The sequence below is a fragment of the Pyxidicoccus sp. M6 genome (assembly GCF_055568925.1).
In genome coordinates this window covers 9,073,399-9,093,559 of sequence record NZ_CM145714.1, presented here as the reverse complement: position 1 = coordinate 9,093,559, position 20,161 = coordinate 9,073,399, and the positions used below count along the sequence as shown (strand labels likewise).

The 20,161-nt window shown below is 69.3% G+C and carries 13 protein-coding genes; 8 read left to right on the top strand and 5 right to left on the bottom strand.

Annotated elements, in window-relative coordinates; genetic code table 11:
- Positions 1-23 precede the first annotated feature (23 nt).
- Positions 24-899: an ABC transporter ATP-binding protein gene (locus ACVTJA_RS35540; protein ID WP_465826412.1), complete on the top strand. Its 876-nt coding sequence runs from the start codon at positions 24-26 to the stop codon at positions 897-899.
- Positions 900-908: 9 nt separating this feature from the next.
- Positions 909-4,478: an ABC transporter permease/M1 family aminopeptidase gene (locus ACVTJA_RS35535; RefSeq protein WP_465826409.1), complete on the top strand. Its 3,570-nt coding sequence runs from the start codon at positions 909-911 to the stop codon at positions 4,476-4,478.
- On the opposite strand, the gene ACVTJA_RS35530 is transcribed toward ACVTJA_RS35535, so the two are convergent.
- Positions 4,453-6,546: a S9 family peptidase gene (locus ACVTJA_RS35530; protein WP_465826407.1), complete on the bottom strand. Its 2,094-nt coding sequence runs from the start codon at positions 6,544-6,546 to the stop codon at positions 4,453-4,455. The two genes, ACVTJA_RS35535 and ACVTJA_RS35530, sit on opposite strands and share 26 nt — an antisense overlap.
- 127 nt (positions 6,547-6,673) lie before the next feature.
- Here ACVTJA_RS35530 and ACVTJA_RS35525 point away from each other — a divergent pair, with 127 nt between their 5' ends.
- The 3 genes from ACVTJA_RS35525 (at position 6,674) to ACVTJA_RS35515 (ending at position 9,151) form a co-directional block, all read left to right on the top strand.
- Positions 6,674-6,997, top strand: a complete 324-nt coding sequence (locus tag ACVTJA_RS35525; RefSeq protein WP_465826404.1) for a hypothetical protein — start codon at positions 6,674-6,676, stop codon at positions 6,995-6,997.
- A 97-nt stretch (positions 6,998-7,094) separates the two neighbouring features.
- Positions 7,095-8,549, top strand: coding sequence for a DUF2252 domain-containing protein (locus tag ACVTJA_RS35520; protein ID WP_465826402.1), 1,455 nt, complete (start codon positions 7,095-7,097; stop codon positions 8,547-8,549).
- A 209-nt stretch (positions 8,550-8,758) separates the two neighbouring features.
- The gene (locus tag ACVTJA_RS35515) at positions 8,759-9,151 is read left to right on the top strand and encodes an SET domain-containing protein (RefSeq protein ID WP_465826398.1); all 393 of its coding nucleotides are present in this window, start codon (positions 8,759-8,761) and stop codon (positions 9,149-9,151) included.
- A gap of 42 nt (positions 9,152-9,193) precedes the next feature.
- On the opposite strand, the gene ACVTJA_RS35510 is transcribed toward ACVTJA_RS35515, so the two are convergent.
- The 4 genes from ACVTJA_RS35510 to ACVTJA_RS35495 are packed head-to-tail and all read right to left on the bottom strand — an operon-like array spanning position 9,194 to position 13,846.
- Positions 9,194-10,714 carry a DUF4340 domain-containing protein gene (locus tag ACVTJA_RS35510; RefSeq protein ID WP_465826394.1) on the bottom strand — a complete coding sequence of 507 codons (1,521 nt, stop codon included), beginning with the start codon at positions 10,712-10,714 and terminating at the stop codon, positions 9,194-9,196.
- Positions 10,711-12,282, bottom strand: coding sequence for a GldG family protein (locus ACVTJA_RS35505; RefSeq protein ID WP_465826392.1), 1,572 nt, complete (start codon positions 12,280-12,282; stop codon positions 10,711-10,713). Before ACVTJA_RS35505 ends, ACVTJA_RS35510 begins: the two co-directional genes overlap by 4 nt.
- A gap of 6 nt (positions 12,283-12,288) precedes the next feature.
- Complete coding sequence (locus ACVTJA_RS35500) at positions 12,289-13,092, bottom strand: ABC transporter permease (protein WP_465826389.1); 804 nt, start codon at positions 13,090-13,092, stop codon at positions 12,289-12,291.
- Between the two features lie 31 nt (positions 13,093-13,123).
- The gene (locus ACVTJA_RS35495; protein ID WP_465840597.1) at positions 13,124-13,846 is read right to left on the bottom strand and encodes an ABC transporter ATP-binding protein; all 723 of its coding nucleotides are present in this window, start codon (positions 13,844-13,846) and stop codon (positions 13,124-13,126) included.
- A 228-nt stretch (positions 13,847-14,074) separates the two neighbouring features.
- On the opposite strand from ACVTJA_RS35495, the gene ACVTJA_RS35490 reads away from it, so the two are divergent.
- The 3 genes from ACVTJA_RS35490 to ACVTJA_RS35480 all read left to right on the top strand — a co-directional run bounded on the left by ACVTJA_RS35490 (position 14,075) and on the right by ACVTJA_RS35480 (position 20,155).
- Positions 14,075-15,268 (top strand): aspartate kinase, encoded by a 1,194-nt coding sequence (locus ACVTJA_RS35490; protein WP_465826387.1) that lies wholly within the window; start codon positions 14,075-14,077, stop codon positions 15,266-15,268.
- Between the two features lie 129 nt (positions 15,269-15,397).
- Complete coding sequence (locus ACVTJA_RS35485) at positions 15,398-18,010, top strand: N,N-dimethylformamidase beta subunit family domain-containing protein (RefSeq protein WP_465826384.1); 2,613 nt, start codon at positions 15,398-15,400, stop codon at positions 18,008-18,010.
- 435 nt (positions 18,011-18,445) lie between these two features.
- Positions 18,446-20,155 carry a sensor histidine kinase gene (locus ACVTJA_RS35480; RefSeq protein ID WP_465826381.1) on the top strand — a complete coding sequence of 570 codons (1,710 nt, stop codon included), beginning with the start codon at positions 18,446-18,448 and terminating at the stop codon, positions 20,153-20,155.
- Positions 20,156-20,161 lie beyond the last annotated feature (6 nt).

Here is a 20,161-nt window from a genome sequence, read left to right as displayed (position 1 = left end):
AGGAGGCGGACGTAGAGTCCCCCATGCTGCGCATCTCGGCCGTCTCGAAGACCTATCCGAATGGCGTGCGTGCCCTCCAGGGCATCGACCTGACGATTGAGCGAGGCCTCTTCGGGCTCCTCGGGCCGAATGGCGCGGGGAAGTCCACGCTCATGCGCATCCTCGCTACGCTCCAGACGCCGGACGCGGGGCAGCTCACCTTCGACGAGGCGGATGTGCTCGCGGACCCGCAGGGCCACCGTCGGCGCCTGGGCTATTTGCCGCAGGACTTCGGCGTGTACCCCGGCGTGTCAGCCTCCGAGCTGCTGGACCACCTGGGCGTGCTCAAGGGCCTGACGGACCGCCGCGCGCGGCGCGAGCAGGTGGATGCGCTGCTGCAGCAGACGAACCTGTACGCGCACCGCAAGAAGGCCGTCAGCGGATTCTCCGGAGGCATGCGGCAGCGCTTCGGAATCGCGCAGGCGCTGCTGGGCAACCCGCGCATGCTCATCGTCGACGAGCCCACCGCCGGGCTGGACCCGGAGGAGCGCAACCGGTTCCACAACCTGCTGAGCGAGGTAGGGGAGAACGTCGTGGTGCTGCTGTCCACGCACATCGTCGAGGACGTGCGCCAGCTCTGTCCCCGCATGGCCATCCTGTCCGGAGGCCGGGTGCTGCGGGAGGGGGCGCCCGAGACGCTCGTCGCGGAACTGAAGGGCCGCGTGTGGCGGAGGACGGTGGAGAAGCACGAGGTCGCCGGCTTTCGCGCGTCGCTGAACGTGCTCTCCAATCAGCTCTCCGGTGGGCGGACCGTGCTGCGCGTGCTGGCGGAGGCGTCGCCGGGACCGGGGTTCGAGTCGGTGCCGCCGGATTTGGAAGACGTCTACTTCTCCGCCCTGTCCGGGCGCGCCGTGGCCTGAGGAGACGACATGCTCGGCGAGGTGCTTCGCTTCGAGTGGCGCTACCAGACGCGCCAGGTCGGCTTCTTCGTGGCCATCGCCGCCTTCCTGGGGCTGGCCTGCGTCTTCGTCGGTACGGGCTACGGACCGGACAACGTCCACATCAACTCGCCGTACTCCGTCATGCAGTCCATGGGGCTGCTGTCGCTGTTCTCCATCTTCGTGCTCGGCCTCTTCTGTGCGAATGCGGCCCTGCGCGACAGCGAGCACAAGATGGAGGAGCTCGTCTTCGCGACGTCCGTCGGCAAGCTCACGTACCTGTCCGCGAGATTCACCGGTGCGCTGCTCGCGGCGCTCACGGTGTTCACGGTGACGGCGCTGGGATTGATGGTGGCGCCACACATTCTCACCGTGGACCCGGAGCGGGTGGGGGACACGGAGGTGCTGGGGTACGTGTGGGCGCTGGCGGTGATGGTGCTGCCCAACCTGTTGTTCGCGGCGTCGCTGCTGTTCGCCATCTCTGTGCTCACGCGCAGCGCGCTGGCCAGCTACATCGGGGCCGTCTTCCTCTATGCGCTGTATTTCGTGGGCTCGCTGCTGGGGGACTCGCCGTTGATGGCGGGGGCCGCGCCGCAGACGCCCGAGGCCCTGGCTCGGGCCGCGCTGCTGGACCCGTTCGGACTGTCGGCGTTCTTCGCGCAGACGCGGTACTGGACGGAGGCCGAGCGCAACACCCAGTTGCTCGTGCTGGAAGGGCCGTTCCTGCTCAACCGCGTGCTGTGGCTGGGTGTCTCGGCCGGCGTGCTGGGGCTCGTCTACAAGGTGTTTGCCTTCCGTGTGGCGTCGGGGTCGAAGACGGGGAGGAACGTCTCGGAGGAAGTCGCCTCCGTTACCTCCGCGTACCGGCCCGTGGATGGCCAGGTCAGCGCGTGGGCTGCTTTGAAGTCCGCGGTGGGGCTGGAGTCGCGGTACGTGCTGAAGAGCGGAGCCTTCCTGTCGCTGCTCGCGCTGTGGCTCTTCGTGGTGGGCATGGAGGTCGTCGCGGGAACCACTCGCGCGGAGTACGGCACGCAGTTGTTCCCCACGACGGGACTGGTGCTTCCGAACCTCCGCGACGTGCTGGCCCTCATCGGCACCCTCACCGTCGTCTACTTCGGCGCGGAGTTGGTCTGGCGTGAGCGTGTCGTCCGCATGAGCGCGCTCCTCGACGCGACGCCCACGAGCAGCGCGGTGTTCTACCTGTCCAAGCTGGTGGTGCTGGCCGTGTTGCTGAGCGTGCTGGCCATCACCGGTGTGGGCGTCTCCATGCTGTTCCAGCTCTCGCGTGGCTACACGCACCTGGAGCCGGGGCTGTACCTCTCCGTGCTGTACTTCACGGGGCTGCCGTTGCTGCTGTTCGCGGTGGTGGTGCTGTGGCTCCAGACGCTGAGCCCCAACCGCTACGTCGGCATGTTCCTGGCGCTGCTCGTGGCCCTGGCCCTGCGTCAGGGTGGGCGCGTGGGACTGGAGCACGGCCTGCTGCGCTACGCGAGCGGGCCTCCGGTGCGCTACTCGGACATGGATGGCTTCGGCGCGGCCGCCGCGTCCTTTTCCGCGTTCATGCTGTACTGGAGCGCGTTCGCCGGCCTGGTGGGGCTCGTCACCTGCGGCCTGTGGAGGCGCGGCGTGAGTCCTCCGCTTCGAGAGCGCCTCGCGGCCCTGCCTCGCGTGTGGGGCCGGCGCGGCACCGTGGCGGCAGTGGCGTGCCTCGGCGTGTTCGTGGTGACGGGCGGTTTCATCTTCCACGGCACCAACGTGCTCAACCGCTACGAGACGCGCTCACAGCTCGCCGACTGGAAGGCGGACTACGAGAAGGCCTATCAGCGCTACGAGACGCTGCCCCAGCCTGGCGTCGTCGCCGTGAAGTGCAATGTCGACCTCTTCCCACGAGAGCGGCGCTACCAGGTGGCCGGCACGTATCAGTTGGAGAACCGCACCTCGGAGCCCGTGCAGACGGTCTGGGTCTCCGTGCAGCGCGACGTGAGCGTGGCCTCGCTGACGCTGGCGGATGCGAAGCTGCTCAGCCACGACGCGCGCTTCGGCATGTATGAGTTCAAGCTGGAGCGCCCGCTGGTCCCCGGTGCGCGGGCCGAGCTGACCTTCGCGCTCGACGTGGCGCGGCGGGGCATCGAGACCCTGGAGCCCGAGGCCTCCATCGTGGAGAACGGCTCGTTCATCTCGAACTTCGAGGCGTTTCCCACCATCGGCTACCGCAAGGGCTACGAGCTCAAGGACGAGCGCGAGCGGCGCAAGCGGGGCCTTCCCGAAGTGCCCGCCGTCGAAGCCGACCCCGAGGATGAACTGGGGCTCGAAGGAGGAAGCGGACAGCGCGCGTGGACCACGCTGGACACGACGCTGTCCACGTCGGAGGACCAGCTCGCGGTGGCGCCCGGTGTGCTGCGTCGCGAGTGGCGGGACGGCGGTCGCCGCTACTTCCACTACGTCATGGACCGCCCGATGCTGAACTGGTTCGCCTTCGTGTCCGCCCGCTACGCGGTGGAGAAGGTGAAGCACCGGGGCGTCGACGTGGAGGTCTATTACCACCCCGCGCATGCGTACAATGTGGCGCGCATCACAGCCGCCGCGACGCGCTCGCTGGATGTCTTCGGCGAGCAGTTTGGTCCGTATCCGCACGCGCAGCTCCGCATCGTGGAGGTGCCGTCCTCGTGGGGCTTCGGTGCGCTCGCGCTGTCGAACACCATCTACTACCCGGAGCACCGGGGCTTCCTGTCGGACCTGCGCGACACGGAGGGCGTGGACCTCGTCACGCGGCGCATCGCGCACGAGGTGGCCCACCAGTGGTGGGGGCACCAGGTGGACGCCGCGAGCCAACCGGGCGCGTCGACCATCACCGAGTCGCTGGCGAAGTACTCCGAGCAGCTCGTGCTGAAGGCCACATACGGCGAGCCACATGTGCGCCGGGTGCTGGCCTTCGACCTGGACCGCTACCTGCGCGGACGGGCTTCCGAGGCCACCGTGGAGCCGCCGCTCACCGGAGTGAAGGACCAGTCGTATCTGTATTACGGCAAGGGCGCGGTGGTGATGAATGCCCTGTCGGACCTGATGGGCGAGGCGGCGGTGAACCGTGCGCTGAGAAGGCTCGTGAAGGAGCGCGCGTACCCGAACCCGCAGCCGACGGCGCGAGACCTCGTGGCCGCGCTCCACGCGGAAGCGTTCGAGGCACACCACGCGCTCATCGACCAGTGGATGACGGAGGTCGTGCTCTATGACCTGAAGGTGGAGTCCGCGACGTACGAGCCGCTGGCGGACGGCCGCTATCGCGTCACGGCCAGGATTGCCGCGGACAAGAAGGCCCGGCGCGGTGGCGAGGACGTCCCGCTGGAGCTGGACGAGGAATTGGATGTCGCCGTGTACTCCCGGGCCTCGGATGAAGCGCTGTACGCGGCGAAGCACCGCTTCACCGGCGCGCACACCGAGGTGTCGGTCGTCGTGAAGGAGCGGCCCGACTCCGTTGCCGTGGACCCGTTCCTCCGGCGCGTGGAGTTGGAGAAGACGGACAATCTCCTGAAGCTCGTCACTGCTCCAGTCCCAGCTCGGTGAAGACGAACGCGAAGGTGAAGGCCACCTCGCGCAGGAAGGCGTAGCGGTCCGAAGGGCCGGAGTGCCCTGCGTCCAGGTCCATGTGCAGGAGCAGGGGGCGGGTGTCCGTCTTCATCGACCGCAGCCGTGCCACCCACTTCGCCGGCTGCCAGTACATCACCTGGCTGTCATTGAGCGCCGCCATCACCAACACGGCCGGGTAGGGCTGTGCCTTCACATTCGTATAGGGGCAGTACTGCTTGATGACCGCGTAGTCCTCCGGCTTCGTCGGGTTGCCCCACTCCTCGTACTCGGGGACGGTGAGGGCCAGGGACGGGTCGAGCATCGTGTTCAGCACGTCCACGAACGGGAAGTGCAGCAGGGCCACGCGGAACAAATCCGGGCGCTGGTTCAGCACGGTGCCCACCAGCAACCCGCCCGCGCTGCCACCCCAGATGGCCAGCCGCTCCTTCGACGTGTACCCCTGCGCGATGAGCGCCTCGGCCACGGAGATGAAGTCCGTGAAGGTGTTCATCTTCCGGTGCCGCCGGCCCGCGTCGTGCCACGTCTCGCCCAGGTCGCCACCGCCGCGCACGTGGGCCGTGGCCACGACGATGCCGCGCTCCAGCATGGACACGTCATTGGAGAAGAACCCCAGGGACGGCGTGCTGCCATACGCGCCGTAGCCCTTGAGGTACATGGGCGCGCTGCCGTCTTTGCGCAGGTCCTTGCGGTAGACGAGGCTGACGGGGATGCGCGCTCCGTCCGCCGCCGTCACGAACAGCCGCTCCGTCGTGTAGCGCGAGGGCTCGTAGCCGGGCACCCGCTGCTGCCGGAGCAGCACCCGCTCGCGCGTCGTCATGTCGTAGTCGAAGGTGGAGGCGGGCGTGACGGGGGACTCGTAGCGGAAGCGCAGCCGGGGCGTGTCCCATTGCTCGTTGCGGTCCAGGTCCACCTCGTAGACGTCCTCGGGGAAGGTGATGCGGTGGCGCTGGCCCGTGGTGAGGTCCATCACCGTGAAGACCTGCAGGCCCCCTTCGCGCTCGGTCATGACGAGGTGGCGGGCGAAGAGCTGCACGTCTTCGAGCATCACCGACTCGCGATGTGGCAACAGCGCCATCCAGTGCTCACGCCCGGTGGCGTCCACTGGCGTGGCGACGAGGCGGAAGTGCGGCGCCCCGGAGTTGGTGCGGATGTAGAAGAGCCCGCCCCCGTGGTCCACGCTGTACTGGTGGCCCTCCTCGCGGGGAAGGATGACGCGAGGCTCCGAGCGAGGCGCATCGGCTGGTAGCACCCGCACCTCGCCGGTGTCGCGGCTGCGGCTCTTGATGAAGAGGTACTCGCCGGAACGCGAGCGCCACACGTACACGTTGAAGCGCTCATCCGCGTCCTCGTAGACGAGCGTGTCCTGCGTCGCGCCGAGCTCGTGACGCCAGACGCGATGGCTGCGCTTCGCCGCGTCCTCGGTGACGTAGAGGAGGGTGCGGTTGTCGGCGGCCCAGGCCACGTCGTCGACGTGCTCGCGACGCTCGGGCAGCAGCGCGCCGGTGCGCAGGTCCTTGAGGAACAGCGTGTAGTCACGCGCGCCGGACGTGTCGACGGAGTACGCCAGCAGGTTACCGTCGTCGCTCACCGCGAAGGCCTTGAGGCGCAAGAAGCGGTGCCCCTCGGCAAGCGCGTTCAAGTCGAGCAGCACCTCCTCGGGCCCCTCGGGCTCCACGCGCTTGCGGCAGTGGATGGCGTAGGGCCGGCCCTCCTCGGTGCGCGAGTAGTAGACGTGGCCTCCCTTGCGGTACGGCACGCTGGCGTCCGTCTGCTGAATCCGTCCGAGGAGCTCCTGGTAGATGCGCTCCTGGAGGCGAGCCTCGGAGCGCATGAAGGACTTCGCGTAGGCCGTCTCGGCTTCGAGGTACGCGAGCACGTCCGGGTCGCTCCGGTTCCGCAGCCAGGCGTACTCGTCCTGGCGCGTGTCACCGTGCACGGTGACGGAGTGGGGGACCTGCTTCGCAACAGGTGGGACGGCGGGGCGCGACGTCGCACAGGCGGTGGTCAGCACGACGGCCCACAACGCGCAGGTTCGAAAGGTCATCCAGCGCGCAGCTTAGGACGTCACGCGGATGGCTGCCGCAACATGAATTGTGATTCATATTGTGCTGTGTCAGGGTGGCTCCACGAGGTGCTGCGCTGTTCCAGTCCCGGTTCGAAGAGGCATCCCCATGATGAAGCGCTGGCGTGGGCTGAAGTTCCGGGTGCAGGACGTGGTGGACAAGGGCGCCACGGCCGTCGAGGGCGTCCACCGGCGCATGGCGGCGGTGCCCTTCCGGATGCTGCGCAGGATTCGTCCGCTGGATGCCCCCGTGCGCCGCCTCCAGGAGCTGCATGACCTGGCCCTGTCCACCTCGTACGGGATGTTCCGCCTGGTGAACCGCGTGGCCGGCAAGACGATGGATGTCGCGCTCGGTGTCATGGAGAAGCGCTCCGCGCGGGCGCACATCCGCGAGGTGCCGCCTCCGCCGCAACTGCCGCCCTCCACACAGTAAGCGCCGCGCGGAGCGGGCAGGCAGGCAGCGCTCCCCAGGCCGGGAGCTTCCTGTTCTCCTGCACCGAGCCCACCTTCCTCGAAGGGGAACGCGCGCCATGGAGGACGACCCATCCGCAGAGCTGGGGGACGCGAAGGTCCCCCTGGTATCCGCCGAGCAGCAGCAGGTCCGCCGCGGCCCCCGTGGCCGAAGGCCCTCGCTGCTGTCCCGGGGCGACTTCCGGAGCGTCGACGAGCGCATGGCCGCGGGGCGTGCCCTGCGCAAGCGCTGTCCCCGGAGCGCGCACGCGACGTGGAAGCCCTTTCGGGGAAGAGACCCGCTGGAGCAGCTCCGCCGCTCGGACGCAACGCGACTGCCGTGGCTCGTGCCCGTGCGCCACGAGCGCATGGCGGAGTCGAGCTTCGCGTTCCTCCGGGGCACGCCCTTCGTCATGGCGAGAGACCTGTCCCGCACTCCGGTGAGCGGCCTGCGCAGCCAGCTCTGCGGGGACGCGCACCTGGCCAACTTCGGCCTCTTCGGCACGCCGGAGCGGCGCCTCATCTTCGACCTCAACGACTTCGACGAGACGCTGCCCGGCCCCTTCGAGTGGGACGTGAAGCGACTGGCGGCGAGCTGTGTGGTGGCGTCGCGGCGCAACGGGCTCGGCTGCGGACGCAAGGCGGCCCGGCACGCGGTGAAGGCCTACCGGCGGATGATGCGGGAGCTGGCGCCGCAGGGACTCTTGGAGGTCTGGTCCCAGGGCGTGGACGCGAAGCAGCTCATCCGCGACTGCGCCAGTCCGGACGGGCTCGCTCAGCAGGCCGTGGAGAAGGCCCTCCGCCACACCAGCGCGCACGCGGTGGAGAAGCTCACCGAGGAGCGTGACGGCCAGCGGCACCTCGCCTTCCAGCCGCCGCTGCTCTTCCCGCTGGCCACGGTGAAGATGGGCATCTCCGCGACGGAGCTGCGACGGCGGATGAAGCGGCTGGCAGTGGGCTACCTGTCCTCGCTGGACGGCGCCATGCGGGACCTCTGCCTGCGGTACCGGCAGCGCGAGTGGGGCTTCAAGGTGGTGGGCGTGGGCAGCGTGGGGCTCCAGGCCTACGTGGTGTTCTGCGAGGGCAATGGCGCCGATGACCCACTGGTGCTCCAGGTGAAGGAGGCACAGGCCTCCGTGCTGGAGCCGCACCTCGGGCCGAGCGGCTTCCACAGCCACGGCGAGCGTGTGGTGGTGGGGCAGAAGCGGATGCAGGCCGTGTCGGACCTGTTCCTCGGGTGGACGGAGGTGGAGGGGATGGGCGCCTTCTACGTCCGGCAGCTTCGCGACATGAAGGGCTCACTGGACGTGGAGAAGATGGAGCCGGACGTGCTTCTCGAATACGCGGAGTCCTGCGGCGCCACGCTGGCCCGCGCCCACGCGCGCACGGGAGACGCCGCCGCCATCGCCGGCTACCTGGGCGGCGGCACCTGCTTCGACGAGGCCATCGCCGACTTCGCCTGCGCCTACGCGGACCAGGTGGACGAAGACTACGGCCGCTTCACCGACTCGCCCGAGGGCAGGACGCTGCACTGACGCGCCCGAAGCCCCTCTGACGTTGCATGACTCCACCGTTGGTTAATGAAAGGACTCGCTGACGAGGTATCCGGCCACCCACGCCTCGGAGACGGTGCTGCTGAATTGCCCTTCATCCGTGAGGCCTGCATGGATAGCTTTGCGGACGGAGACGCGGACCGGACGATGCAGGGGCATCGGAGTCCCGCGCGCCGAGGGCACACATCCCCATGCTGCGTGTGAAGACGTACATCGCTCAATCAGGCATCCACGGCATCGGTCTGTTCGCGGGCGCTCCCATTGCGAAGGGTACGGTCATCTGGGGCTTCGACCCGCCTGTGGACCAGCGCTTCACGCCCGAGGACGTGAAGTCGATGCCGCCGATGATGAAGGCCTTCCTGTCCCGCTACGCGTACAGCGACCGGGGCACGCTGGTGTTGTGCGGTGACCATGCGCGGTTCATGAACCACTCGCCCCAGCCGAACTGCGGCAATGACCCCACGCGCCAGTACACCCTGGCCCTCCGGGACATCGCCGAGGGCGAGGAATTGACCGACAACTACGCCACCATGGAAGACAGCTGGGAGCCGTTCGCCGGCATCATCGAGCCCGAGCGGATGTGAGCGGCGGAGCGCGTGTGGCCTCACGCGCTCCCGTAGCGACGCTCAGGGCGTGGGCGTCGCGGTGGCGTCGGGCCCGCCGTCCACGGCAGCGGGGGAGGGTGGCGCCTCCAGCACGTCCTCCAGCTTGTTGGGCAGCTCCACGTAGGTTGCTGACACCTCCAGCACCTCGGGCCCGGAGCCGCGCGCATACACCGTGCCGGCCTTGTCCTTCACCTCGTTGCCCAGCCACAGGCGCGCCAGCTCCTTCCCGTCCGAGCCCTGGAGCACCACGCCTCGCGACGCGTCGGTGATGCCGTACTTCGCCCAGTTCTTCGGCTTCGCCTCGCCGAAGCCCGAGGCCTTGAACATGTCCAGCGCGCCCAGCACCGACAGCACCCGGAAGTGCTTCGCCTTGCCCTTCTTCGGCGACTCCACCTCCCACACTCCGGCGCCGCCGTCCGCGCCCGCCACGCTCACCACGGTAATCGGCTCCGCGCCGCCGCCCGGATGGAACACCATCCGCTTCACGTCCTCACGCTTGAAGGCCAGCACGCGCTTGTCCTTCAAGTCAGGCACGCCCACGTCCAGGATGGACAGCGCGTTCTCCGGCACCTCGCCCAGCAGCGCCCGCGGTCCCTGCTCGCGCAGCGCGTAGACCTTCGTCGCCCCGTCCTCCGTCACCTGTGACAGCCGCAGGCGCACCGGCTCGCCGGTTGCCGGCGTGAAGCGCGCGTCCACCACCGGCGTCTCCAGTCCCAGCTTCCGGCGCGTCTCCGCCGAGTCCACCGGGAAGGACAGCGCCCGCTGCTCCTTCAGCGCCGTCAGCAGGTCCGCAACCTTCACCTCGTCCGCGGACACCGACACCGGCTTCACCAGCCGCCACCCCGTCCCACCCGCGTCGCGCGTCAGCAGGTACGCGTTCGACTTCGCCTTCACCTCGATGCCCTGGAACGAGGGTTCTTCCAAAGGCCCGAGGAACTCCTTCGAGCGCAGCGCGAAGGTGTCCTTGTCCAGCGACCAGCGCACCGAGCCTGGCGCGGCGTACACCTTCGGGTCCCCCTCGCGGCGCACGTAGACGGAGCCGTCGAAGGTGTTCTCGATGCCGCCGTACAGCGTCACCGTGCGCTCGTTCTTCGCGTCTCCCACGTACCCCGTGGCCGTCACCGAGAAGACGGGCGTCTTCAGCCCGTACTTCTCCAGGTCCGCGTCGGTGGGTGACTCCTCCACGGTGGTGGTGAGCCGTGACGAGCTCAGCGTGCTCGTCAGCGCCTCCACCGCCGCGGCCTCCGCGCCGGTGGACACGGGGGCGGTGACGCGCCACGTGCCGTTCTGCTCGCGCACCAGCTCCGTGGTGCCGCCGCTGGACTTCACCGTGAGCTTCGTGAAGACGGGCGGAGGCGTAGCGCCGCCGTCCTCACCCTTCGCGCCGGGCTCGTTCGCGGCGAAGAGCTGCTCCGACACCTGCTTGCGCTCGGCCTCGCGTTCCTCGGGCTCCTTCACGCCGTACCACGCGTAGAACCCCAGGCCGCCCGCCACGACGGTGAAGGCCAGCAGCGTCACCAGGTTCTTCTGTGCCGGGCTCACTTGTTGCGCCTCGAGAGCCAGATGGCCAGCCCCATGCCCAGCAGGGACAGGGGCAGCAGGTCCGTGGAGACCAGGCGGAGGCCGTCCATCGACGCCGCGTCCAGCTCTATCGTGGACACCGCGCGGTCCGGCGGGCGGATGGTGATGCGTTGCACCTGGTTGGACGCCCAGCCCAGCGCGTTCATCACCAGGTTGCGGTTGGGCTCGTGCCCCCAGTTCGGGTCCAGGAGGATTTCCGAGTCACCCACCACCACCAGCCGCGCCTCGTCGAAGCGCTTGTCCTGCGCGTCACTCGTGTCGCGCGTGGCGGCCGCCACCAGCGTGAGCTGGCCCGTCTTCTCGCCGTCGGACGGCACTGCGTTTTCATCCGGCTTCGTCTCCACCCAGCCGTACTGCGAGGTGAGCACCACCGGGTCCACCTTCACGCCGGGGACGAGTCCGAAGCGCAGCGTGGTGAGGCTGCGCGCGGTGGGGAACTCGATGTTCAGCCCGCGCGACTTCAGCGGCTTGACGATGTCGTGTTCGCCGTAGAACAGCGACAGAATCACGTACGGGTTGCCGCTGTTGAACTGCGCGTCCGCGGCGATGCCGTCATCCACCTGCACGCCGTACTCGGCCAGCAGCGAGTCCAGGTCGTCCTCCAGCCCCGCGTCCGCGAAGTAGAGCATCCGCCCGCCCGAGGCGAGGTACTTCTGGAGCACCTCCACCTCCGGCTTCGTGTACGGCGTGCGCGCCCCCGCGATGACGAGCACCGAGGCGTCCTTCGGCACCTCCGTCTTGCCCACGAGGTTGAGCGCCTCCGGCGTGTAGCCCTCCTGCTTCAGTTGCCGCACCAGCTCGGACAGGCTCCCGCCCGGGTCCGTGGGCGGCGCCAGCTCCTTCTCCAACGGCCACTCGCCGTGGCCGGTGACGAAGTAGACCTTCTGCGTCCCCACCGCGGACAGCTTCACGAGGGCGTTGGTCAGGTCCTGCTCGGACACGGCGTTGAGCGTGGTGTGCGACTCGCTCGCGCCCTCGCCGCGCACCAGCACCACCGTCGTCTGGCCCGCCTTGAGCTGGTACTTCGCGGCCAGGTCCGGGTTGCGGTTCGGGTCCTTGAACGAGTACTCGAACTTCTCTGGCGCCTGGTCGCGGTAGCGCTGGAAGAGCTCATCCAGCCGGCCGTAGTACGGGTGCGTGGGCGGGATGAAGCCGATGGCGCGCACCTTGTCCGGCAGCGAGGCCAGGGCCGACGTCGTCTGCGGCGCCAGCGTGTAGATCTTCTCCTTCGTCAAATCCCAGCGCTGGTTCTTCTTGTGGGCGATGTAGTTCACCGCCACCAGGCCGCCCAGCACCACCAGCGCGGTGAGCACGGTGGTGGCGAAGAAGAAGCTGGAGCGGCGCGAGGCGAACTGGCCGAACTGCTTGAAGTTGGTGGCGAAGTACGCGCCGAGCAGCAACACGCCGAGGCCCGCCTTCACCGCGCTGGCCCAGAGGCTGCCCGAGGTGATGAACAGCGTGACGGGAGTCGACAGGAACAGCAGGAGTCCGAAGGCTCCCAGCACCTTTCCGATGTTGGACGCTTTCATGACGGTTCAGGCCCAGCGCTGCGCTTCCACCGTGCGGTGGGTGAGCAGCAGAGAGAAGACGATGACCGAGGCGAAGAACACCAGTGATTGCACGTCCATCACCCCCTTGAGCATGTTCTGGAGCTGCGAGTCGAAGGACAGGTAGTTCAGCACCGAGCGCAGCGGCTCCTCCGTCGCCTGCGCCACGCCGGACAGGAGCATCCACGGCAGGAGCACCACGAACGTGAGGAGGGCCGCCAGCATCTGGCTCTCCGTCAGCGCGGAGATGAACAGCCCCACCGCCATGCACGTCGCGCCCCACACCAGCAGCCCGCCGTAGCCCAGCAGCACCGTGGACCACTCCAGCGCGGTGCCGGACTCGGCCTTGCCGAAGGCGGCCAGGAGCAGCGGGAAGACGATGGTGAGCCCCAGCGTGGCGGAGATGACGCCCAGCCCGCCGAGGTACTTGCCCACCACGATTTCGATGGGCCGCACCGGCGCCGTCATCAGCAATTCGAAGGTCTTGTTGCGCTTCTCCTCGGCGAACAGCCGCATGGAGAGGAAGGGCGCCACGAAGAGGGTGATGATGAGGATGGTGCCCCACAGCTGCACCACCACGCCGTCGGTGAGGTTGCGGTACACGGCGGCGTCCGGGCCCATCGCCTCCCAGCCCGCCAGCCGCGCCATGTCCTGCGCCTGCTTGAAGGTCTGCAGCAGGTTCACGAAGAAGAACGACGACAGCGCCACCATCGCCGTGAAGACCACGTAGGCCCACGGGGTGGTGAAGTAGATGGACAGCTCCTTGCGGGCAATCGCCAGGGCGGTTCGCATGGATGGTTTCCTATGAGGAAGGGGCGCCGGCTCAGGCGGCGGTCAGCTTGATGAAGACCTCTTCCAGCGACGTGCTGTCCGCGGGGCCGTGGAGGCTGGCCAGCTTGCGGATCTCGTCGTAGGCGACAATCTTCCCCTGGTTGATGATGAGGACCTTCTCGCAGGTCATCGTCACCTCCGGGAGGATGTGCGTGGAGAGGATGACGGTGTGCTTGCCGGCCAGCCCCTTGATGAGGGCGCGGACCTCGGCGCGCTGCGCGGGGTCCAGGCCCTCGGTGGGCTCGTCGAGGATGAGCACCGGCGGCGAGCCGAGCAGCGCCTGGGCGATGCCGACGCGCTGCTTGTAGCCCTTGGAGAGGTTCTGGATGACGCGGTCCAGGACGTGCGTCACGCCGGTGAGGCCGGCCACCCGCTCCACTTCCGCCTTGATGCCGCGCCCGGGCAGCCCCTTCAGGGACGCCACGAACTTGAGGTACCCGCGCACCGTCATCTCCGGGTAGAGCGGCGGAGTCTCCGGCAGGTAGCCGATGCGCCGCTTCACCTCCAGCGGCTGCTCGAAGACGTCGAAGCCTCCCACCCGCGCCGTGCCCGCCGAGGGCGGCAGGAAGCCGGTGAGAATCTTCATGGTGGTGGACTTGCCCGCGCCGTTGGGCCCGAGGAAGCCGAGAATCTCACCCTCTTCGACACTGAAGGTGAGGTCCTCCACGGCAACCCGGTCGCGGTAGCGCTTGGTGAGGTGCTGTACCTCGATCATCGGCATGGGAAGGCTCCCGTGAAGAAGCGACAAGCCCAGGGCCGCCGGCCGTTGAGCGTGTTCGCCTGACGGTCTCGGAAAAAGGCGCGCGAATATAAAAGCCGACTTCCCCGTGTCAAGGCGAGCCCCCATACCCGGCGAGTGGGCTTGCCCTGCTGGCCGGACTCCTGCATCAGGGGCCTCCGGTGCGGTTTTCCGGACACGCCGAACAGGGGTAGTGAGGCGTTTATGCCAATCGTGGTTCAGAAGTACGGCGGCTCCTCGGTCGCCGACGTGGAGAAGATTCGCAAGGTGGCGGGGCGCGTGCGGGAGAAGCGCGACGCGGGCTATCAGGTGGTGGTGGTGGTGAGCGCCATGGGCGACACCACGGACGAGTTGCTGTCCCTGGCCAAGAGCGTGTCCGAGGACCCGCCCCGGCGCGAGCTGGACATGCTGCTGACGTGTGGGGAGCGCATCTCCATGGCGCTGTTGTCCATGGCCCTCCAGGAGATGGGGGTGCCGGCCATCAGCTTCACCGGCAGTCAGAGCGGCATCATCACCACCGACGCGCACGCGCAGGCCCGCATCGTCGAGGTGCGGCCGTACCGCATCCACGACGAGCTGGCGCGGGGCAGGGTGGTCATCGTCGCGGGTTACCAGGGCGTGTCCCACAAGAAGGAAGTGACGACGCTGGGGCGCGGCGGCTCGGACACGACGGCGGTGGCGCTGGCGGCCGCGCTGGACGCGGAGGCGTGTGAAATCTACTCGGACGTGGACGGCATCTTCAGCGCGGACCCGCGCGTGGTGCCGGACGCGCGCAAGCTGGAGTCGCTGAGCTACGACGAGATGCAGGAGCTGGCGAGCGCGGGCGCCAAGGTGCTCAACGCGCAGGCGGTGGAGTGGGCCAAGTCGCGCGGCATCGCGATTCTGGCCCGCACGGCCCACGGGCAGGGCACGGGCACGGTGGTGCAGGAGCTGGCCGGCCCCGCCGACAACCGGGTGAAGGGCGTCACCGCCGAGCCAGAGATGGCGGTGCTGTCCGCCTCCGAACAGGTGCGGCTGGCGGAGCTGCTGGAGTTCCTCGACGCGCGCGGGGTGCGCGGCCGGACGCTCGGCTTCGACGGGCCGGCGCAGGGGGCGAAGCACACGGCCATCGCCGTGCCGCTGGCGGACATCCACGGGGTGGATGCGCTGCGCAAGGATTTGACCACGCGCTTCGGCGAGGCGGTGTCCTGGCGGGAGGATTTGGGCACCGTCACCGCCGTGGGCGTGGGGCTGAACGCGGACTGGGTGCCGCTGCGCCGGGCGCTGACGGCTGCGGAGGAGCTGGGGGCGCGGGTGTACGCCGTCCACACCTCGCCGCTGCAGCTCACGTTGCTGGTGGACAAGAACCACCTGAAGCCGCTGACGGCCCGGGTGCACCGGGAGCTCCTCGGCGGGTAGCCTGTTGCCCACATGGGGTGTGCCGGGGGTGGAGTGTTGCTCTTCCCGCCCCCGGTATGGGCCCCCCGCTTCCCATCGGTGGGTTCGTGCCTACCCTCGTGTCCTGAACACCGTGGGGTGGAGGACGGGATGGCACGGGGAACCCGGTGGTGGATGGTGGCGTGTGGACTGGCCCTGCTGTGCGCCTGGGGCGGCTGTCATGAGCAGCCCGCACCCGAGCGCCCGGACATGGGCGACCGCCACGACGAGCCGCCCCTGGAGGACGGCCACGATGGAGGCGATGGCGGCTTCCACCCCGGCATCGTCGACGCTGGCACGGATGGTGGTGTTGACGGCCCCGACGGTGGACCGGAAGAGACGGACGCCGGCCCGCAGCCGGAGCCGCCGCCGCGAGACGAGGAAGCGGTGCGCAAGGAGAACCAGCGCCCCGGGACGACGGCGTGGCGCATCAACCGCGACGTCGGCGACAGGGTCGCCAACTCGAACGAAATCGAGGGCTACGCGCTCGAAGCGACGGTGAAGCAGGGCGACACGCTGCGCGTCGCGGTGTCCCTGTCCGTGGCGAAGAGCTACCGCTGGTTCGTGTACCGGCTGGGCCACTACGGCGGCGCGGGTGGCCGAGAGGTGGCGCGCGGCGGTCCGCTGAAGGGCGTGAAGCAGGCGGAGTGCCCCACGGACCCGGACACGGGCGTCATTGCGTGCACGTGGGCGCCGTCGCTGGAGATTCCCATCGGCGCGGACTGGGTGCGAGGCGTGTACGTGGTGAAGCTGGTGCGCGAGGACCGCTACCAGCGCTACGTGCCCTTCTTCGTGCGCGACGCCAATCCGCGCGCGGAGGTGGCGGTGCTGATGCCCACCGCGACGTGGGCCGCCTACAACACGTGGGGCGGCACCAGCCTCTATGACGACAAGTACCAGGTGATGAAGCCGCACGGCGTCGGCCGCGCCTTCCGCTCGTCCTACGACAGGCCGTACCACCGGGGACAGGGCACCGGGCACCTGCTGACGGACGACATCAGCCTCGTGCAGTGGCTGGAGGCGCAGGGACTGGACGTGGGCTACTTCACCGACGAGGACCTGGACGCCAGCTACGACTTCCTGGCCGGGGCGAAGGCGTTCGTCATCTCCGGGCACGACGAGTACTGGTCCGCGAAGGACAGGGACCACGCGGACCGTGCACTGGCGGAGGGGCGCTCGGTCATCAACCTGGGCGCGAACAACGCGTACTGGCAGGTGCGCCTGGAGCCCGCGGCGGACGGGCGGCCGCGCCGCATCGTCACCTGCTACAAGGGCCACGAGGATGACCCGTTCAAGGACTCGCGGCGCACGGTGAAGTTCCGCGACGGGCCGGTGGGCCGTCCGGAGAACGCGCTGTTCGGCGTGCAGTTCTCCAGCCGCTGGCACCAGTTCGGCTTCCCCGCTGTCATCACCGCGCCCAACCACTGGGCGCTGGAGGGCACGGGGCTGAAGGCGGGTGACACGCTGTGGATGGCCAACGGCTACGAGCTGGACCAGCTCGCGGACAACGGCGCCACGCCTCGGGGCGTGGACGTGCTGGCGGAGTCTCCGGCGCTGTCGCTCCAGCGGGCCTTCGGGTTCGGCCACATGGTGGTGCGCAAGCAGGGGCCCGCGTACGTCTTCTCCGCGGGTGGCATCGACTTCGTGCGCACGCTGGCCGCCGAGGACATGGCGGACCCGCGCGCCGCGCGCATCTTCGCCAACGTGCTCTACACGGCACTGGGCCGGCCGGTGCCGGAGGGGCTGGTGGAGTTCCAGCGGAAGAACGTCACCCCGGCGCAGGGGCCCTTCTCGCCCCACGTCGAGACGGTTGCGGGCCCGTCCGGCAAGCGGCCCCGTCCGGGAGCGCCGGTGGCCGCGGACGCGCTCGGCGCACCGGTGGCGGTGGCGGCGCTGCCGGATGGCGGGTGGGCCGTGGCCGACGGACTCGGCAACGCGGTGAAGCGCGTGGCGCCGGACGGCACGGTGCGTACGGTGCTCACGGGGCTGGACGGGCCCATGGGCATCGCGGCGGATGCGGCGGGCAACATCTACGTCGCGGACACGGACGCGCACGTCATCCGCCGCATCCCCGCGGACGGAGGCAAGGCCGAGGTCTTCGCCGGCACGACGCCGGGCATGCAGGACGGGCCCGCGAGGGGCGCGGCCTTCAACCAGCCGGCGGGGCTGGCACTCACTCCGGACGGTACCGGGCTGCTGGTGGCGGACCTGAACAATGGCGTGATTCGCCGCATCGACCTGGTGGCGCTCGGCAACCCGGTGACGACGCTGCAGGGGGACTGGATGTACCGGCCGTCCGCGGTGGCGGTGTCAGCGGATGGCGCAACGCTCTACGTGGTGGAGACGGGCATGGCGCGCGTGGTGCGCATCCGCAACGGCGTGACGTCGGTGGTGGCGGGCACCACGCCGGGCTTCCGCGATGGCAAGCCGGACACGGCGCAGTTCCTCCCGTACCTGGGCATCGCGGTGCTGCCGGATGGCTCCGTCGCGGTGTCGGACCCGGGCAACTACCGCGTGCGGCGCATCCTCTTCGATGACGACGGCTCGCCGAAGCAGGTGACGACGATGGCGGGCAGCGGACGCTACGGCAACGCCGACGGACCGGGCGAGCACGCGAGCTTCGTCCTCCCGGCGGGCCTGGCGGTGGGGCCGGACGGCCGACTCTACGTGGCGGACTCCGGCAACGGGCTGCTGCGCGCCGTGGCGCAATGCGAGCGGCACTGACAGCGGTGCGTTGACAACGCTCGCGAGAGTTTGAAGACAGCACTCAGCCGGCAGGGCGCGGTGACGCAGTGCGAGAGACGCTGACGGCGGTGCGTTGGCAACGCCCGCGGGACGTCGAAGCGGGCGCGCAGCCAGCCGGGCGCGCGGCTCATGGCCGGCCTTGATGGACACCGGACGTCCTGCGTCACCTTCGACTCGGTGAGCAGCGCGTCCCGTGCGACTCGCGGGTTGGAGCGCACTTCCCGGACATGCTGGTGATGCACGACCTCCAGTCCGTTCCCGGGTCTTTCTGGACTGGGGGCGGACCCCTTTGAGGTCCGGCCTTGTCCTCGGGTCTCCCCATATTGTTATCAAGTCATCAGAAGTGGTCTGCTGGAGGGCGCCCGACGGCCTTCGGTGTGGCGTTGACCCGAAAGGAGTTGACGGAGACCGCTCATGACGATCCGCGCCAAGTTCCTGCTATTCGCTGTCGCCGCCGTCGGTCTCGTGGGGCTGATGGGCGTTGTGCTCGTGCGGAGCTCCACCCAGGGCCGGCGCGCGCAGGACCGGGCGCTCGCCGCGGATGCGCAGGTGATGATTCTGGGCGAGCTGCGCCTGGACTCGGCGCTCTACGTGCAGTCGCTGCTGGACACCATCGAGACGCGGCGGTCCCCGGACGAAGCCAGGGACGCGGCGCTGCGGCGGGTGGACGAGGCCTTCCAGCGGATGCGCTCGCTGGCGGAGGAGGAGGAAGCGGCGGGAGGCATGCCGTCCGACACCGAGGACGCGCTGCTCGAACATGTGCGTCAGGTGGTGCGCCGTTGGATGGTGGACCTGGCCACGCTCGCGCATGAGGTGAAGCCGGAGGAGAGCGTGCGCTTCCTCGACGACGCGCGCCGCACGTTCACCCACGACGTGGAGCCGCTGCTGTCGAGCGCGCTGGAGGGCGAGGCCAACGAGAAGGCGGACATCCTCCGGGAGACGGGCCAGGCCTTCCGGGCCGGTGAGGTGCTGGGCATCGTCCTTCCGCTGGTCTCCATGCTCTTCGTGGGCGGGCTGGCGCTGACGATGCTCGTGCCGCTGCGGCGCACGCTGAAGGACTTCGTCGCGAGCGCGGAGCGGGTGGGCCGGGGCGACTTCGAGCAGCTCCTCCCCGAGTCGCGCGAGGACGAGTACGGCCTGCTGGCGCGCTCCTTCAACCGCATGGCGCGGCAGGTGAGGGAGCTCATCGCGGAGCGGCAGCGCCGGGCCCGAGAGGAGGCCGAGGCCTCCGAGCGCGAGACGCGCCGCTACAACGCCCTGCTGGAAGCCACGGTGCGCGAGCGCACGGCGGAGTTGGAGCAGACGAACACGCGGCTGACGGAGAGCCTTCAACAGCTCCAGTCCACGCAGACGCAGTTGCTGTTCGCGGACCGGCTGGCGTCGGTGGGGCAGCTCGCGGCCGGCATCGGGCACGAAATCAACAACCCGCTGGCCTTCATCATCAGCAACCTGGAGTGGGGGCAGGAGGAGTTGCTCCGGATGGAGGGCTGCGCGGAGCGGCAGCGCAGGGAGTTGAGGCTGGCGCTGTCCGAGGCGCGAGAGGGCGCGGAGCGGGTGCGCCTCATCGTCCGCGAGCTGAGGGACCTCGCCCGGCCGGACAGCCTGGAGAGCGGGCCGGTGGACCTGGGCGCGGTGGTGCGCAGCGCGGAGAAGATGGCCATCCACCTCATCCGCCAGCGCGCGCGGCTGGTGCTGGAGGTGGACCACGCGCCCGCGGTGCTCGGCAACGGGGCGCGGTTGTGTCAGGTGATACTGAACCTGCTGCTCAACGCGGCGCACGCCATCGAGCCGGGCGGCGCGCGGCACCACACCATCCGCGTGAGCGCGAGGGCGCTGGGCGCGGAGCGCGTGCTGGTGGAGGTATCGGACACCGGCTGTGGGATTCCGCCGGAGAACCTCGACCGCATCTTCGACCCGTTCTTCACCACGCGGCCCGTGGGCATGGGCACGGGGCTGGGGCTCGCGGTGTGCCAGGGCATCGTCGCGTCACACGGCGGAGAAATCACCGTCGAGAGCGAGGTGGGGAAGGGCAGCACGTTCCGCGTGACGCTGCCGGTGTTCGCCAAGGGGGCGCGTGCGGCGCCACACGTCGCCGCCGGACCCGTGTCGGAGTCGACGCCGTAGACGCGG

What these genes read in the sequence shown, in the direction of transcription:
- ACVTJA_RS35540 (WP_465826412.1), top strand. Translation starts at nt 24, where the DNA reads ATGCTGCGCATCTCGGCCGTCTCGAAGACCTATCCGAATGGCGTGCGT.
- ACVTJA_RS35535 (WP_465826409.1), top strand. Translation starts at nt 909, where the DNA reads ATGCTCGGCGAGGTGCTTCGCTTCGAGTGGCGCTACCAGACGCGCCAG.
- ACVTJA_RS35530 (WP_465826407.1), bottom strand. Translation starts at nt 6,546, where the DNA reads ATGACCTTTCGAACCTGCGCGTTGTGGGCCGTCGTGCTGACCACCGCC.
- ACVTJA_RS35525 (WP_465826404.1), top strand. Translation starts at nt 6,674, where the DNA reads ATGATGAAGCGCTGGCGTGGGCTGAAGTTCCGGGTGCAGGACGTGGTG.
- ACVTJA_RS35520 (WP_465826402.1), top strand. Translation starts at nt 7,095, where the DNA reads ATGGAGGACGACCCATCCGCAGAGCTGGGGGACGCGAAGGTCCCCCTG.
- ACVTJA_RS35515 (WP_465826398.1), top strand. Translation starts at nt 8,759, where the DNA reads ATGCTGCGTGTGAAGACGTACATCGCTCAATCAGGCATCCACGGCATC.
- ACVTJA_RS35505 (WP_465826392.1), bottom strand. Translation starts at nt 12,282, where the DNA reads ATGAAAGCGTCCAACATCGGAAAGGTGCTGGGAGCCTTCGGACTCCTG.
- ACVTJA_RS35500 (WP_465826389.1), bottom strand. Translation starts at nt 13,092, where the DNA reads ATGCGAACCGCCCTGGCGATTGCCCGCAAGGAGCTGTCCATCTACTTC.
- ACVTJA_RS35495 (WP_465840597.1), bottom strand. Translation starts at nt 13,846, where the DNA reads ATGATCGAGGTACAGCACCTCACCAAGCGCTACCGCGACCGGGTTGCC.
- ACVTJA_RS35490 (WP_465826387.1), top strand. Translation starts at nt 14,075, where the DNA reads ATGCCAATCGTGGTTCAGAAGTACGGCGGCTCCTCGGTCGCCGACGTG.
- ACVTJA_RS35485 (WP_465826384.1), top strand. Translation starts at nt 15,398, where the DNA reads ATGGCACGGGGAACCCGGTGGTGGATGGTGGCGTGTGGACTGGCCCTG.
- ACVTJA_RS35480 (WP_465826381.1), top strand. Translation starts at nt 18,446, where the DNA reads ATGACGATCCGCGCCAAGTTCCTGCTATTCGCTGTCGCCGCCGTCGGT.